The organism is Brenneria corticis (genome assembly GCF_003115855.1).
Taxonomy (GTDB): Bacteria; Pseudomonadota; Gammaproteobacteria; order Enterobacterales; family Enterobacteriaceae; genus Brenneria; species Brenneria corticis.
In genome coordinates, this window is the sequence record NZ_KZ819074.1 from 314,101 (window position 1) to 329,593 (window position 15,493).

Here is a 15,493-nt window from a genome sequence, read left to right on the forward strand (position 1 = left end):
CGGATCGGCCAACTGCGCCGATCCGCATCATTCCCCTCATGCCGTAAAGCAAGGTATAGTGTCCGCATGTTCACCTGAAACCGAGGCCGCGATGTCCGACAGCCCAGCCTGCGACGCCGTCGTCATACTCTGTACCGCGCCTGACGAGCCTTGCGCGCAACGGCTTGCCGATTCATTGCTGGCGGTCCGACTCGCCGCCTGCGTCACTCTCCTTCCCGGCGCCCGCTCGCTTTATTATTGGGAAGGCAAGCTGGAGCAGCAATCTGAAGTACAGATGCTGATCAAGAGCGACGCCTCACATCAGCAGGCTCTGCTGGATCACCTGAAACAACACCACCCTTACCAGACGCCGGAGCTGCTGGTGTTGCCGGTACTGGGCGGCGATAGCGATTATCTGACATGGCTCGACGCATCTTTACGCTGATTATCCTGGTTTGGGCAACATGCGGCGCTATCGCCGCCACGGCCGCGCCGTTCGCTCAAAGCACGGTCGGCAGTAACCGGTTTTTACCCGTCGATCGGGCTTTCGCCTTCGATTTCCAACAGCGGGAAAACCAACTGACCGTACGCTGGGAGATACAGCCCGGCTATTATCTCTATCGCCAGCAGATCAAACTGGAAAGCGACAATGCCGTTCTCGGCAACGTCGACTTACCGCCGGGCATCAGTCATCGGGACGAGTTTTTCGGCGAGGTTTTCATCTTTAAACAGCAATTGGCGCTGGATATTCCACTGGTTCAGGCACATGAAAACGCCACGGTAACCGTCACCTATCAGGGCTGCGCCGATGCCGGATTCTGCTATCCGCCGGAAACCCGGGTTATCCCGCTGCGGCAGATTTCCCCAACCGCATCCGCTGATTCCGTCCCCAACCCGCTGCCCTTCTCGCCCTGGTGGGCGCTGCTGATTGGCATTGGCGTCGCCTTTACCCCCTGCGTACTGCCGATGTATCCGCTGATATCCGCCCTGGTGCTCGGAAGAAAAGCGCCGCTGACGCCCCGGCGCACCTTTTGGCTATCGATGACCTACGTACAGGGCATGGCGCTGACCTACACGCTGCTGGGGCTGATTGTCGCCGCCGCCGGGCTGCGTTTTCAGGCCGCGCTGCAACATCCTTACGTCTTGATTGCCCTGTCGGCGCTGTTTATCGCGCTGGCGCTGGCGATGTTCGGTCTGTATACCCTGCAATTGCCGTCCGCCGTGCAAACCAGACTGGCGGAATGGAGTAATCGTCAGCAAAGCGGTTCTCTGACCGGCGTTTTCAGCATGGGCGCGCTGGCGGGGCTGATTTGCTCCCCCTGTACCACCGCGCCGCTCAGCGCGATCCTGCTTTATATTGCGCAAAGCGGCAATCTGCTGGCGGGGGGCGGTACGCTGTATCTGTATGCTTTAGGAATGGGGCTGCCGCTGATTGCGATCACCCTGTTCGGCAACCGCCTGTTGCCGCGCAGCGGTCCGTGGATGCAATACGTCAAAGAAGCGTTCGGCTTCGTCATTCTGGCGCTGCCCGTCTTTTTGCTGGAGCGCATACTGGGCGAAAGCTGGGGAATAAGGCTGTGGAGCCTGCTCGGCGTCGCTTTCTTCGGATGGGCGTTTACCCTGAGCTTGCGCAGCCGCAAACGGGGAATGCGGGTTGTTCAACTGCTGCTGTTGGCGGGGGCGTTAATCGCCGCCCGGCCGTTGCAGGAGTGGGTATTCCCTCCCGCGGGCTCTGAACGGCAACGCGCCTCTTCCGCCCTCAATTTTATGCCGGTAACCGATATTGCCGGACTGGACAAGGCGCTGGCTGAGAGTCATCGCCCCATCATGCTCGATCTTTACGCTGACTGGTGCGTGGCCTGTAAAGAGTTTGAAAAATACACCTTCAGCGACAGCGACGTGCAACGTCATTTATCGCGCATGTCGTTACTACAGGCAGATGTCACCGCCAACCGGGCGGAACAGAATGCGCTGCTGCAACGGCTGCAGGTGTTGGGGTTGCCGACGATTCTATTTTTTGACGCGCAGGGTAAAGAGATCCCCGGCTCGCGGGTGACCGGTTTTATGGACGCGCAGAAGTTTCACGCGCATTTGCAGAAGTTCGCTCCTTAAACGACACTATTTATCTGGCCACCGCTCTTCTGGAGGAGACCCAATGCAACGGGAAGAGGTTCTTGAACATGCGCTCACTCTGCTGGAGCAGCACGGTTTCGCAATGACCACGCTGGAGATGCTGGCGAAGAAAATGGATGTTCCGGTAGCGGAACTCCTGCCTTTCTGGCCCGACCGCGAAGCCCTGCTTTATGACAGCCTGCGCCATCACAGCCAGCAGGTCGACGTCTGGCGGCGCCAGCTCCTGCTGGACGACACGAAAAGCATTGAGCAAAAACTTCTGGCGCGATATCAGGTCCTGCATGATGCGGTAAAACAACAGCGTTACCCTGGCTGCCTGTTTATTGCCGCCTGTAGCTTCTTCCCCGACGTTGACCATCCCATTCACCAGATTGCGGAACAGCAAAAGCAGGAGTCTTATCGCTATACGCGCGATTTACTGGAGGAATTGGAAACGGACGATCCGGAAATGGTGGCGCAGCAGATGGAGCTTATTCTGGAGGGCTGCTTAAGCCGGCTGCTGGTAAAGCGCCAGGCTTCCAGCATCGCCACCGCACGGCGGCTGGCCGAAGACGTACTGCGCTTTTCACTCTGCCGCAAAAATGGCGCCCTGACCTGATATCCGACGCAATGCGCGGCGCCCCCCGAACGCTGGCTGAAAAGTCGGCAGTCAGTCGGGTTTTCCGCTCTTTCACTCACAAACCCGTTGACGACGCGCAGGCAATACGGTTTAATGCGCCCCGTTGCCCGGATAGCTCAGTCGGTAGAGCAGAGGATTGAAAATCCTCGTGTCCTTGGTTCGATTCCGAGTCCGGGCACCAAAATTTAGTTTCAGGATGTCCTTATGCGTCCGGAAACGTTAAAAAATCAGTAAGTTAAAAAGAATCTGGAGTACCAATGGGTACTGCCAGATTTTTTGACATCCGTAGTTTTTGGGGGCTTAATTGGGGGCCTGCCGGTTCGATAAACTATGGAGCCCCCACCATGCCTCTGACTGATACCGCCATCCGCAACGCCAAGCCACTCGATAAACCTTACAAACTCAGCGACGCGCAGGGCTTATACCTGCTGATCAAACCTAACGGTTCCAAGCTCTGGCATCTTAAGTACCGCTTCGGCGGAAAGGAGAAAAAGCTGGCGTTTGGCGCTTATCCCACCGTCACGCTGGCAAATGCCCGTAAGCTACGCGAGGAAGCCCGTGCGGTACTCAGTGCAGGTGCCGATCCCGGCGTAAAAAAACAGCAGGACAAGCAGGCGAGAAAAAACGGCAATACCTTTGAAGAGATCGCCCGCAAGTGGGTGGCGGGTAATATCCGTTGGACTGAAGCCCATGCCGCCAAAGCCCTGCGCTCGCTGGAACTGCACGTCTTTCCGCTGATCGGTAAATTCCCCGTTACCGACCTGAAAACGGCCGATCTGCTAATCCCGCTGCGGGTGGCGGAGAGAAAAGGCAATCTGGAAACCGCCGCACGAATACAGCAGCGCACCACGGCGATCATACGCTATGCAGTGCAGGAGGGACTGATTGCCAGCAACCCCGCCAACGATCTGGCCGGAGCCATTGCGCCGCCGCCCAAAAACCACTACCCCGCCCTGCCGCTGGAAAAACTGCCGGAGATTCTGGAACGGATCGAAGGCTATTCCGGCAGATTATTAACCCGGCTGGCAGTGCAGCTTAATCTGCTGATCTTTATTCGCTCCAGTGAGTTACGTTTTGCCCGCTGGACGGAGATCGATCTGGATAACGCAATGTGGACCATCCCCGCGCAGCGGGAGCCCATTTCGGGCGTGCGTTATTCAGAGCGCGGCGCGAAGATGAAAACGCCACATCTGGTGCCGTTGTCAACGCAGGCGGTAACAGTGCTGAAGCAGCTAAAACTGCTGTCCGGTAGCAGTGAGTTGCTGTTTCCCGGCGACCACGACTCGCGCAAACCGATGAGCGAAAACACCATCAACAAGGCGCTGCGCACGATGGACTATGACACGCAGGTGGACGTTTGCGGTCATGGTTTCCGCACGATGGCCTGTAGCGCGTTGATTGAATCAGGCCGCTGGTCAAAAGATGCAGTGGAGCGCAGATGAGCCATCAAGAGCGTAACCACGTTCGCGCTGCCTATATCCACAAGGCGGAGCACCTCGACGAACGCACACAGATGATGCAATGGTGGTCGGACTATCTCGACGCCTGTCGGCAGAAACTCATACCGGCTTACCGTTTTGAGAGACATATTCAGGTTGCCTAAGCCCATGACTGATTGACGCCGAAAAGCAGATCTTTGCGCCAGTGGATCTGCTTTTTATTTGCACCAGTTCACTGACGCCGGAAAATCGCAGGACTGCACCAGATTCCCCGTCGAACGAACATAGAACAGCGCCAATCACGGCTTTTTTAGCCCTTTGGCCCTTTCCGGTTTGGCGCTGTTACCCTTAGCTTTCCTTTACCCTTTAGGCCTTTTCCCTTTCGCTGCACCAGATACAAGAATTATCCATCGTTTCAACGCCCATAAACCTGCGCCACATAACGCCCGCGCCCATCGCCGTGGCCCAGATCCATCGCCGTCAGCGCCAGCGCCTCTTTTTCACTGAACCCCTGCGTCAGATAATAGCGGATGGCATCCTGCGCCCAGGCGTAGCGCAGTGAATGCGGGGAATATGCGCCGGTCAAGCCGATACGCGACGCCTGACCGTGCCAATATTTCATCGCGCTTTTCAGGTCGGGCTTATCAAGCAGCCTGCTGTTGCGTTGTTCCGCCACAGCCAGCGCATTTTCCAGCGCTTTTCTGACTGCGCCAGCGTCCAAAATCACCGTCTCGCGAGACCGCCCGCCTTTAGTGCCAAACACCACGGTCAGCCGGGATTCACCGCGATCCAGCGCCTGTTTCCATGTCCTAAGCGATTGCGCACACTGCACTGCTTCCTGAGAGCGCAATCCCATCAACCTTGATAGTTCCAACGCCGCCGCTATTCCCGCGTCTTTTGCGCGAGCGGTTTCCAGCACCTGCTGATAATGCTCCGCCGTTATAGCCTGCCGAGTACCATTACGGGATGCGCCGGATAAGCCGAGAGATTTATTGGACAGCCGTTCACTGGCTGCTAACCGATCACGCCCTGCTTGCTTCAGCAGACAGCGGATCGCCGCCATTTCGTTTTGCAGGCTACGTTTCGTTATGCCCTGTTCCTGCCGCCCACGAATGTAATTCTCAATATGTCGGGCTTTCAGTTGCTCCACCCGCCGGATCTGCATATTTTGCGCCACCACCAGACGGCCACAAAAGCGCTGCGCCAGCCTAATACGGTCGTGAACGGTTTTATGGCTGCCGCCCGCCTGCCGCGCCAGCGTTTTCATTTGCTGCTCCAGAAAACTCATTTTTTGCATTTTCCCCTTTCATGATTGCCGCAACTCCAAAATCTGATACAACTTTTCCCCGGCGCGTAGGCCGATAGCCCTGAATGATGGGTCGGGCTGCGAACGATACCTGAGCGCCGGGGCGGCAGCCGTTGAGGTATTGCGGGGCTTCGGTTGTGCTCTCTGAGCAGCCGCCCGCTTGCGCGGGTTATCCCCCGGATCGTCCTGATCCCCCTCCGGTATCGGTTCAAGTTCTCCTGTGAGTGAAAGTGGGTGGAATCACGGTGTCAGAATCCCGCCATGCGTTGGCGCAGTTGAATTCTCTGGTGCAGTCAAAAGGCGTTGGTGCGTCACTTTCCCGCTTAGCGCGGTTAAAGTGACGCACTGGACTGGCGCAGTGATTGAAAATTTAATTCTGGTGCAGCATTGCTGTCACGCGGCAGCAAAGGCTGACCGCAGCCCGTCACGCCGTTTATAGATTGGAGCAGAGAGTGAAGGATGACCTTAACCATCGGTAGGATGGCCCGGCGGTTTGCAAAGGTAGCCGCCGGTAAGGGATGACCATCCTGATTCATCAGGCGCTTCTCTCAGGCCGTGAAGCATTTTGTGCAGGCGAAAACTTACACCCGTGGCAACAAGACAGAAAGGGAAAACTGTTTTTTGCTTTTATAGAGTTGTTCGTTGATTTTTTAGTCACTTTATGAATGACAAGCTGCCACGCTTCGCTTGCTTTCTCCCGCCCTGTTATCCGCGTTCGCCGATAACGGGACGGGAGAGATTGTTTTACTTTAGTGCTCCTCTGGCTTGCGGTAACGGGAAGGCCAGATTTCCGCAGGCGCAACACCCAATGCTTCCGCCGCAATCAGCCGTTCTCCCTTGGGCCAGTGTTTTGTCAGCGCATTCGCCAGCGTGGAAGAAGCCAGCCCTGCGTTACGCGAAACCGCCGCCAGCCACGTTCCCCGCTTTTTCAGCGCCGCAATAATATCGGCGGGATGCCAGTCCTGTTGATTCATACCGCCTCCTCATTAATACATTTCACACCATCCGCTGTACGTATCCAGCGCGGGGCTTTCAGTTCAGCAGCAAAGTAATCAACCAGTTCCGCTAAGAGCCAGCGCAATTGTTCTTCCGCTTGTGGCGGAAACATCCGGCAAAGCAGAAGCTGAGTCAGGGTAAAACAGTAATCGCAAAGCGTATCCGCATCAGGGGTAAAACGAGGAGAGTTTGTGGGCAAGGTATCAACGGTCAGGCTGTCTATCAGGTGAGGCGGGATAGGATCGCGCAGGCCCGGTTTCAGCAGCGCAAGACCGGCGGCAAGCCGACCGCAGAGAGCCATCTTCAGCGCCAGATCGTAGCTTTCCGCCTGAGTATCTGCGCACTTTTCACAATGATCGGCCAGTACGGTGAAATCCGTGGCGGCGCTGAAAGGAACGGTAAGTAACGGGTGAGTCTGGTTGAGGGTTGTAGCCATAATGGCAGCCTCCAGTGAGAAGTTAACTTATAACCACCACCAGAGGTTCCAATCTCAGGGTGGTGGACTGAACGGGGTTGGAACTACCGGCCTCACTGAAACCGGCGCACCTTGCGGTGCCCCCGCCCAGCCCACCATAATTAGGGTGTAGCTAAACGCGCGACATAAAAAAAGACGCGTTGGCGTCTCGTCGCCAGTGAGGTTCATCGGGGTTCCAATCCCGGCACCTGATTTTGCAGGTACGGGTAAAAGATATCGCGATCAATAATTGACAGCAAGAAATTTTACATCCAGCGGAGGTTGCAAACCACATTGACCATAATCTGATCTGCCATGTTTATAAAAATACCCGGAAACTGTCGACTTACCTGAGCCGTTTTGTCCATAGATAAGAGTGACATACTTCCTCAAATCAAACTCTACTGGTTTTTCGCCCTGGTAGCTGCGAGCGCCGTGGATAGAGAGATAGTCATGCTGTACCCGTCATACTTCAAGCTGCAGGTGCGTTGGCTACGCTCAGTCACCCGAATCACTTACTTGAGGTATGCCCTATGCCCTATGCCCTATGCCCTACAACAAGCCGATTGGCTGACAGTTGCTGCCCGATACATTCAAAAATTATAATCATATTATAATAGCTACTGACATCATCATCCTTGTATTCCATGTTATACAAGGAGTATGATAAATTCACATATAAATTAAAACGTCAGTACAGGATAATAAATGTCCGTTGCCGCCCTGGCCCGCCAGCGGGTACACCGCATGAAGCGTGGTGTACCATTTTCCATCAGCGGATTTTATTCGCTGGGAAGCCGTGCGTCGGTGCAACAGGCAATGAGTCGTCTGGTAAAAGAAGGTCTGCTGGTCCGGGTTGAGCGCGGTTTCTACTCACGGCCGAAACCGTTGAGGAACATCCCCTCTGTTAAGGTTGTTGCCAGCGCCAATGATGTTGCCGCAGCATGGGCAAAAGAACGCGGCTACAAAATCGCCCTTCAGGGACTGGAAGCCGCTTACCGGTTGGGGCTGCAAACGCAGGCTCCGGTTAAACGCATCTACTGGTCCAACGGTCCTACGCGAGAATTCCGTGTCGGCAATGAGTTAGTACGGATCCAGCATAAATCAGCAAGCCGGTTACGTTGGCTGAACCGGCCTGAAGGAGAGTTGATGCGCGGTTTGCTGAGTCTGAATCAGGAACATACCCTCCCGGAAACGCTGAAGAATGCTTTCCATCGGCTGAGCATCCCGTCCGCTAAAGCGCGACAGATTGCCGGAAAATTAATGAATGAGCCTGCGCTTCATGCGTGGCGCTTGCAGCTTATGACGCTGCAAAAGGCGCTCTGATGAACATTTTCGATTATTATCGGAGCGCATCACAACGCCGCGAGCTTCAGGAAATCCTCTCTTACGCTGCACAGCAGCATCCCTCCGGGCTGGGAGCCAGCTTTCTGGAAAAGGATCTCTGGGTAACGGAGATCCTTCGGCTGCTTTTTAATAAGGATCTGCTGGGTGGTTTATCTGTCGCGTTTAAAGGCGGAACGGCGTTAAGCAAATGCTGGAACGTGATCGAGCGCTTTTCTGAAGATATCGATCTTTCTGTTCACTGGGCAGATCTGGCGGGTCACTCAGAAGAGGAAGAACAACAGGCTTGGGAGCAAAGCACGCGGAATAACAGCCAAAATCGTCGGTTCAGAGAGCAGCAGCAAGCTCGCTTAACAGAATGGACAAGAGCTCTGGTAGAACGGCTAAATCAACGCCTTCAGGTTTATGAAATTCCGGGCCTTGAAGCAGAAATAGAACCCGACAGCGGCGGTGAAAAAGTAGATATCTATTTTCCACGGGTGAAGGAAGATAGTATGGCTTATCAACGCGATCATATTCTGCTGGAATTTGGCGGGCGAAATCGTGGTAAACCAACCGATCTGATGCCTGTAGTGAGCTACCTGTCCGCGATTGTAGGAATGGATGCACTTCAGCTACCCACCGCGACCGTAAATGCTTATGACACCGGTTATATTCTTTGGGAAAAACTAACGGCGCTGCACCAGTTCTGTACGCAAACCAGAGCACCAAACCCGGAGCGGCTGGCGCGCCACTGGTACGATGTGGATTGTCTGCTGCGTAATGATTTCGCCAGTCCGTATGAAACGCTGGAGGCAATGCATGATGTGGTTGAGATGAAGCAACGCCGCTGGTTTGTTCCGGGCGTTGATTTTACTCAGGTCACTGTCGGAAAATTGCTTCTGGTGCCTGATGACGCTAAACGGTTCGCAGCAATCTTAGGGGATCACCAGACGGCTGTTGAAGGTGGGATGTTTTTTCGTCAACCTGATGGATTTGCTGAAATTGCTAACCGTCTTCGCCATGTTCAGGATGAAATCAATTATTTTATGCGAGATTCGCGGACGTAACCTCTCATCTTCAGTTCCCCTGCCGTATGGCATAATCCTGCTGAATAATGCGTTTTTTATGCTTGTACTCCAGCCCAGTCGCGCTATGATTTTACGATCTATCTTCCAGTTTTATGCTTGCCGCCTTTGCCGATGGTAGAATAATGCCGGGAAGCGTCATCAGCGATTAAGGGCACGGAATGGGCTTCTGGATATTTGTTATTGCACTGGCTGTTATCTGGTTTCTGTTTTCCAAAAAGAAAAAGTCGCCGCCCCCCAGAATAAACAGCAAAAACATCAGCCCAATAAATAATACGTCACGACAAAAATCTCTCAATAAGCCAACCAATAGCGTAGCAAGTATGCATTCTCAGGCATCCGATGATGACGAACTGGCAACCTTTACTTTCGTTAATGGGCAGACCGTTGAATACAGCACCAGCCGCGAACAGTCACGAGAAACCGCAGCCCGGCGCAATATCACGCCAGCGCGATGGGTCAAACCGGGAGAAAGCGTTACAATTCAAAATGTCGTCATTAATCACGGTAATTTTTATTTCGGCGGACAGTTAAAAACATATTCATCAGGAGAATATGGCTATCTTTATAACGATGGTTCCGACGCTTCTCTGGTTAATGATGCTTTACCCATCGAGTATATTTCACGACATTATCAGGATGGGTCGCTGGGATACTGGCCCAGCTTTGCCACTCTCTCTCCTCGCTGTCGCGGCGCCTATCTTGACTGGCTGGCAAGCGACCGCAGCGATGCAAGCAGTCCTGTTGGTTATGTTTTTATCTATTTTTACGGTCTTGAGCGCCGCATACTGGCAGATGGCACACAAGAAGCTATTTCTGACAATGAATTCAAAGCGTTATTTGAAGAAATATCCCGCCTGAGAACCGTGTTTCAGGCGAGCGGTTCCTTCCGGCATTATGCAACACAGTTGCTGGAAATGATGATTATTCTCAGACCAACGCTCCTTTCGATAAACAGTGAAAACGAATATTTCTCGTCGAGGAGTTCATTACTGTTCAGACTTAATCTGTCTACTACGGTTGATAAAGGACAACCTGTTTCCGCCGATCTGGCACTGGCATGGCTACACTATTTTCCTGACTACACACTGCGCACGCCTGCCCGTCGATGTCATTCTGAATTTTCTGCGTTATTCAAACAGCGCTATACACAAAAATATGGTGACGGTATTGTCGTCAAAGCCAATAAAACACGGTTGCATTTAAGCTATACACCAGCCAGCGGTACGCTCCGGGAGATCCAAGTCAAAAAACAGATGGACCTCCCCGATCCAAGCGTTTTAAAAGCACCGATTCAGAAATTGATCCCCATTGCAGAATCCTGCATCAACGCTCTGGATGCCTATAGCCGCTATCTCGGTAAAAAAGATGCATCAGGAAGCGATGTCGCCGCCATCATGCTTCTCCCCGATGAAATCCTGACCGAAGATGCAGAACACATGTTCGCTGAATTTAAACACTGGGCAGATGAGAGGATCCGTGAGAATTCAGGGCTGGCAACAGTTGCTGGTTTCTGGGCCAGACTGGATATGCCTGTGCCAGATAAGATCAATAAAAAAGAAGCCGAGCTGATGCAAAATTTCGCCAAGCGAGCAGGCTACGGCATTGCACCGGATATGCGCTATCACCTTGTCAGGCCAGAGCCAGAAGGTAATCTTGTTTTATTTCCCGAAGGGCACGCTGAATTCTACATACCATCTGCGGAATTTACGTCAGTCTCCGTGGCGCTTCGGTTGGGCGCAATGATTGCACAAATGGACAAGCGTGTGGACGTCGCTGAACAGGCTGCACTGGAGAGAACGATTGATCATAACGACACGTTGTCGCCGACTGAAAAACGCTCGCTGCACGCCTACCTTACCTGGCGACTCAATACGCCTGCAAGTCAGGCCGGTCTGAAAGGCAAAATCGAGCAACTCAGCAATAAAGAAAAGTCCACTATTGGCAACGTTATTATTAACGTCGCCTGTGCAGATGGAAAAATCGATCCGGCTGAAATTAAGCAACTGGAAAAAATTTACGCCAGCCTCGGTCTGGACAGCAGTACCGTCACCAGCGATATCCACCGCCTGTCAACCGCAGAAACAACCTCGACAGCTAGGTTACAAACCACATCAGAGACGAGCGGCACGTTTTCTCTTGATGAACGGACCCTTGCCCGTCACGAGTCCGACACAACGGACGTACGTCAGTTGCTGAGCACCATCTTTGCCGAAGATGAACCCGCAAACGAACCGCCAGCAGAGATCCCGTCACATACTGGCACGGGTCTCGATGAAGCACATCACCAGCTCTACCTGCGTTTGCTGGAAAAAGAACGCTGGGCGCGAAACGAAGTCGCTGAGCTATGTCAGTCGCTTAATTTGATGGTGAGCGGCGCGATTGAGGCGATTAATGACTGGTCTTATGAACAGGTTGATGCCCCGGTACTTGATGATGACGGTGATATTTACGTTGACCTAGAAATAGCACAAGAACTCAAAGGATAACTTATGTCTGGCATTCGCATTCGTCTCAAAGAAAGAGACGCCATTATTCAATCACTAAAGTCAGGCGTTACGCCTAAAATCGGTATTCAGCATATTCAGGTTGGCCGGGTCAACGAGATAAAAGCACTGTATCAGGATATTGAGCGCATCACCGATGGAGGCGCGGGATTCCGTCTGATTATCGGGGAATACGGTTCAGGTAAGACGTTCTTTTTAAGCGTTGTGCGTTCGATTGCGTTAGAGAAAAAGCTGGTAACGGTCAGCGCGGATTTATCCCCGGATCGCCGTATCCACGCGACCGGCGGACAGGCGCGAAACCTCTATTCTGAGCTGATGAAAAATCTATCTACCCGAAATAAGCCAGATGGTAATGCTTTATTAAGCGTGGTTGAGCGCTTTATTACAGAAGCCAGAAAAGAAGCAGAAACGACAAACACACCGGTTCCGGCAATTATTCACCAAAAGCTCGCAGCCCTATCCGATATGGTTGGCGGTTATGATTTCGCCAAAGTCATTGAATGTTACTGGCAGGGCCATGAGCAGGATAATGAGACGCTAAAATCGAATGCTATCCGTTGGCTGAGAGGTGAATACACGACGAAAACCGACGCACGTAACGATCTGGGTGTGCGCACAATTATCTCTGATGCATCTTTCTACGATTCGTTAAAGCTGATGAGTCTGTTTGTCCGTCACGCCGGGTATGCCGGTCTGTTGGTGAATCTGGATGAAATGGTCAATCTGTATAAGCTTAGTAATACGCAGGCCCGGGTTGCTAATTATGAACAGATACTGCGTATTCTGAATGACTGTCTACAAGGAACGGCTGAATATATCGGCTTTTTACTCGGCGGCACGCCGGAGTTCCTGTTCGATCCGCGTAAAGGGTTATATAGCTACGAAGCGCTCCAGTCACGGCTGGCGGAAAACAGCTTTGCTCAGCGAGCAGGGGTGATTGATTACTCATCCCCTTCCTTGCATTTAGCCAGCTTGACGCCGGAAGAGCTCTACATCCTGTTGAAAAACCTTCGTCACGTTTATTCCGGCGGCGATGTAGATAACTATCTGGTTCCTGATGATGCGTTGACGGCATTCTTACGCCACTGTAGCAATACCATCGGCGATGCCTATTTCCGTACGCCACGGAACACGATTAAAGCATTTCTGGATATGCTCGCCGTGCTGGAACAAAACCCGTCCATTGAATGGTCACAGTTGATTACCGGTGTCGCTATCGCAGAGGAAAAACCCAGCGATATGGATGAGATTAGTTCGCCAGAGGATGCCGATGAGGACGGACTGACCGATTTCAGATTATGATGAATGAATACCAGCGGCTGGATCCATGCATTCGGAAGTGGATATACCAGCAGGGATGGGCAGACCTCAGGGAACTGCAAAAAAAAGCCATTCCACCGATATTAGCGGGCGATCGGGATGTATTGATCAGCGCCGCTACTGCCGCTGGTAAAACTGAAGCTTTTTTCCTGCCCGCCTGTTCTGCTATCGCGGATGTTCAGGGAGGCTTTGGTATTTTATACATTAGCCCGCTTAAGGCCCTGATTAACGATCAATATCGACGGCTGGAAAGCCTCGGAGATGCGTTGGAAATGCCGATCACGCCCTGGCACGGAGATGTTGCGCAGAGCAAAAAACTAAAAGCGAAGAAAAATCCTGCCGGTATTTTGCTTATCACCCCGGAATCACTGGAAGCAATGCTGATCCGCAACGCGGGATGGTTAAAGCAGGCTTTCACTCCACTGGCTTATATCGCCATTGATGAATTCCATGCCTTCATCGGTTCTGAGCGGGGTATGCAGCTTCTTTCTCTGTTAAACCGGGTCGATCACCTCCTGGGAAGAATCAACAATCCAGTACCCAGGGTCGCACTAAGTGCAACGCTGGGAGAACTGGAACAGGTACCTTTATCTCTGCGGCCAAATCAACGTCTGCCCTGCGACATTATTACCGACAGTCAAACTCACGCTACATTAAAAGTGCAGGTAAAAGGTTATCTGGAACCGCTGGCCACCTCGAGCCAGCAACCCCCACTGTCGGCAGAGACGCAAATCTGCCATGATATCTTTCGCTTCTGTCGCGGTGACTCCCATCTGGTGTTCGCTAATAGTCGCAAGCGGACCGAAAGCATTGCCGCTACGCTTAGCGATCTTAGTGAAATGAACATCGTTCCCAACGAGTTCTTCCCCCATCACGGCTCGCTGTCCAGAGATCTACGTGAAACGCTGGAACAGCGGCTTCAGAAAGGCAACTTACCTACCACTGCGATCTGTACGATGACGCTGGAACTGGGTATCGACATCGGCAAAGTCAGTTCTGTCGTGCAGGTTACCCCCCCCCATTCCGTTGCCAGTCTGCGCCAACGAATGGGACGTTCCGGCAGGCGCGACTCTCCTGCCGTACTGAGAATGCTGATTGCCGAACATGAACTGACGCCAACGTCGGGCATTGTCGATCAGCTCAGGCTCCAGCTTGTTCAGTCGCTGGCTATGATCCGCTTACTTATCGGCAGCAAATGGTTTGAGCCTGCCGATACCCGGCAGATGCACTATTCCACCCTGTTCCATCAGATCCTGGCGATCATTGCACAGTGGGGAGGCGTACGTGCGGATCAGCTCTGGTCGCAGCTATGTCAACAAGGGCCATTTCAGAAAGTCAGAATCGATGATTTCAAAACGTTGTTGATGCATATGGGAGAACTCCAGTTTCTGACTCAGCTATCAAGCGGCGAACTGGTACTGGGCGTGGAAGGTGAGCGTCAGGTTAATCAATACACCTTCTACGCCGTGTTCAGCACGCCGGAAGAGTTTCGTATTGTGGCGGGGAGCAAAACATTGGGCTCTATCCCCGTTGATTCTCCACTGATGCCTGACCAACATATTATTTTCGGCGGACGACGCTGGAAAGTGATCGATATCGATAGCGATAAAAAAGTTATTTACGTCGAGGCGACAAAAGGCGGGCAGCCACCTTTATTTGGCGGGCAAGGGATGTCCATTCATGATGTCGTCCGCCAGGAAATGCTCACCATTTATCAGGAAGGTGACTACCGCATCACCATTGGCGATCGCAAGGCCGATTTTACCGACTCCACCGCCAGAAGCCTGTTTGATGAAGGGCTACACTGTTTTCGCAACAATAATCTGGCTTCTGAATGCTTTATTCAGCAGGGGCAGCATGTCTACATTCTTCCCTGGCAGGGCGATCAAACCGTAAACACGCTGTCGGCATTACTTATCCAGCGCGGTTTCAAGGCGGGCTCATTTGCTGGTGTGGTTGAAGTGGAAAAAACCACGGTCACAGAGATTAAACAAGCGTTAGCCTGCGCGCTTCAGGAAGGTTTGCCATCCGAATCTCGTCTCGCCGAAAGCATCGCTGAAAAGTGCCTCGAAAAATATGATGAGTATTTACCGGAAGGATTACTGACGCAGGAGTATGGGTTACGCGCTTTTAATGTTGAACGCGTTACGGAGTGGCTGCGGGGGCATTTACATTAAGGGGAAGAAAATGAGAAAGAACTGGACTATTGAGGAAGATTGTAAGCTGCTAACCCTTGTGCGTCAGCACTTTTCCGAACTGGTCAGCCATGAGCGTCTAAATTGTATTAGCTCAGACCTGATCTGACAGTTACCGGTTATTTATACAGGTG

13 protein-coding genes, 1 tRNA gene and 1 pseudogene are annotated in these 15,493 nt (G+C 52.7%); 10 read left to right on the forward strand and 5 right to left on the reverse strand.

The window, feature by feature from the left end:
* Positions 1–91: 91 nt before the first annotated feature.
* The 5 genes and pseudogenes from cutA (at position 92) to DDT56_RS06605 (ending at position 4,334) form a co-directional block, all read left to right on the forward strand.
* Positions 92–424, forward strand: a complete 333-nt coding sequence (cutA, locus tag DDT56_RS06585; RefSeq protein WP_136165671.1) for a divalent cation tolerance protein CutA — start codon at positions 92–94, stop codon at positions 422–424.
* Complete coding sequence (locus DDT56_RS06590; RefSeq protein WP_136165672.1) at positions 400–2,091, forward strand: protein-disulfide reductase DsbD; 1,692 nt, start codon at positions 400–402, stop codon at positions 2,089–2,091. The genes cutA and DDT56_RS06590 overlap by 25 nt, the downstream gene beginning before the upstream one ends.
* Positions 2,092–2,134: 43 nt before the next feature.
* Complete coding sequence (locus tag DDT56_RS06595) at positions 2,135–2,710, forward strand: transcriptional regulator (protein ID WP_136165673.1); 576 nt, start codon at positions 2,135–2,137, stop codon at positions 2,708–2,710.
* Between the two features lie 126 nt (positions 2,711–2,836).
* A tRNA-Phe gene (locus DDT56_RS06600) sits at positions 2,837–2,912 on the forward strand.
* Between the two features lie 163 nt (positions 2,913–3,075).
* A pseudogene (locus DDT56_RS06605) lies at positions 3,076–4,334 on the forward strand (tyrosine-type recombinase/integrase).
* 251 nt (positions 4,335–4,585) lie between these two features.
* On the opposite strand, the gene DDT56_RS06610 reads toward DDT56_RS06605, so the two are convergent.
* The 5 genes from DDT56_RS06610 to DDT56_RS06625 all read right to left on the reverse strand — a co-directional run bounded on the left by DDT56_RS06610 (position 4,586) and on the right by DDT56_RS06625 (position 7,367).
* Positions 4,586–5,458: an integrase domain-containing protein gene (locus DDT56_RS06610; RefSeq protein WP_136165696.1), complete on the reverse strand. Its 873-nt coding sequence runs from the start codon at positions 5,456–5,458 to the stop codon at positions 4,586–4,588.
* Positions 5,459–5,808: 350 nt separating this feature from the next.
* Complete coding sequence (locus DDT56_RS24370) at positions 5,809–6,012, reverse strand: hypothetical protein (protein WP_168197586.1); 204 nt, start codon at positions 6,010–6,012, stop codon at positions 5,809–5,811.
* A gap of 213 nt (positions 6,013–6,225) precedes the next feature.
* Positions 6,226–6,450 (reverse strand): helix-turn-helix domain-containing protein, encoded by a 225-nt coding sequence (locus DDT56_RS06615; RefSeq protein ID WP_136165674.1) that lies wholly within the window; start codon positions 6,448–6,450, stop codon positions 6,226–6,228.
* Positions 6,447–6,908, reverse strand: a complete 462-nt coding sequence (locus DDT56_RS06620; RefSeq protein WP_136165697.1) for a hypothetical protein — start codon at positions 6,906–6,908, stop codon at positions 6,447–6,449. The genes DDT56_RS06615 and DDT56_RS06620 overlap by 4 nt, the downstream gene beginning before the upstream one ends.
* Before the next feature lie 261 nt (positions 6,909–7,169).
* Complete coding sequence (locus DDT56_RS06625; RefSeq protein ID WP_407061969.1) at positions 7,170–7,367, reverse strand: ATP-binding protein; 198 nt, start codon at positions 7,365–7,367, stop codon at positions 7,170–7,172.
* Between the two features lie 267 nt (positions 7,368–7,634).
* Here DDT56_RS06625 and DDT56_RS06630 point away from each other — a divergent pair, with 267 nt between their 5' ends.
* The 5 genes from DDT56_RS06630 (at position 7,635) to DDT56_RS06650 (ending at position 15,341) form a co-directional block, all read left to right on the forward strand.
* Positions 7,635–8,252: a DUF6088 family protein gene (locus tag DDT56_RS06630; protein WP_136165675.1), complete on the forward strand. Its 618-nt coding sequence runs from the start codon at positions 7,635–7,637 to the stop codon at positions 8,250–8,252.
* On the forward strand, positions 8,252–9,319 hold the full coding sequence (locus DDT56_RS06635; protein ID WP_136165676.1) for a nucleotidyl transferase AbiEii/AbiGii toxin family protein: 1,068 nt from the start codon (positions 8,252–8,254) through the stop codon (positions 9,317–9,319). The genes DDT56_RS06630 and DDT56_RS06635 overlap by 1 nt, the downstream gene beginning before the upstream one ends.
* 179 nt (positions 9,320–9,498) lie before the next feature.
* A complete protein-coding gene (locus DDT56_RS06640) occupies positions 9,499–11,826 on the forward strand; it encodes a tellurite resistance TerB family protein (protein ID WP_136165677.1) in 2,328 nt (775 codons plus the stop codon).
* Positions 11,827–11,829: 3 nt separating this feature from the next.
* On the forward strand, positions 11,830–13,146 hold the full coding sequence (locus DDT56_RS06645) for an ATP-binding protein (RefSeq protein ID WP_136165678.1): 1,317 nt from the start codon (positions 11,830–11,832) through the stop codon (positions 13,144–13,146).
* On the forward strand, positions 13,143–15,341 hold the full coding sequence (locus DDT56_RS06650) for a DEAD/DEAH box helicase (protein ID WP_136165679.1): 2,199 nt from the start codon (positions 13,143–13,145) through the stop codon (positions 15,339–15,341). The genes DDT56_RS06645 and DDT56_RS06650 overlap by 4 nt, the downstream gene beginning before the upstream one ends.
* Positions 15,342–15,493: the final 152 nt, after the last annotated feature.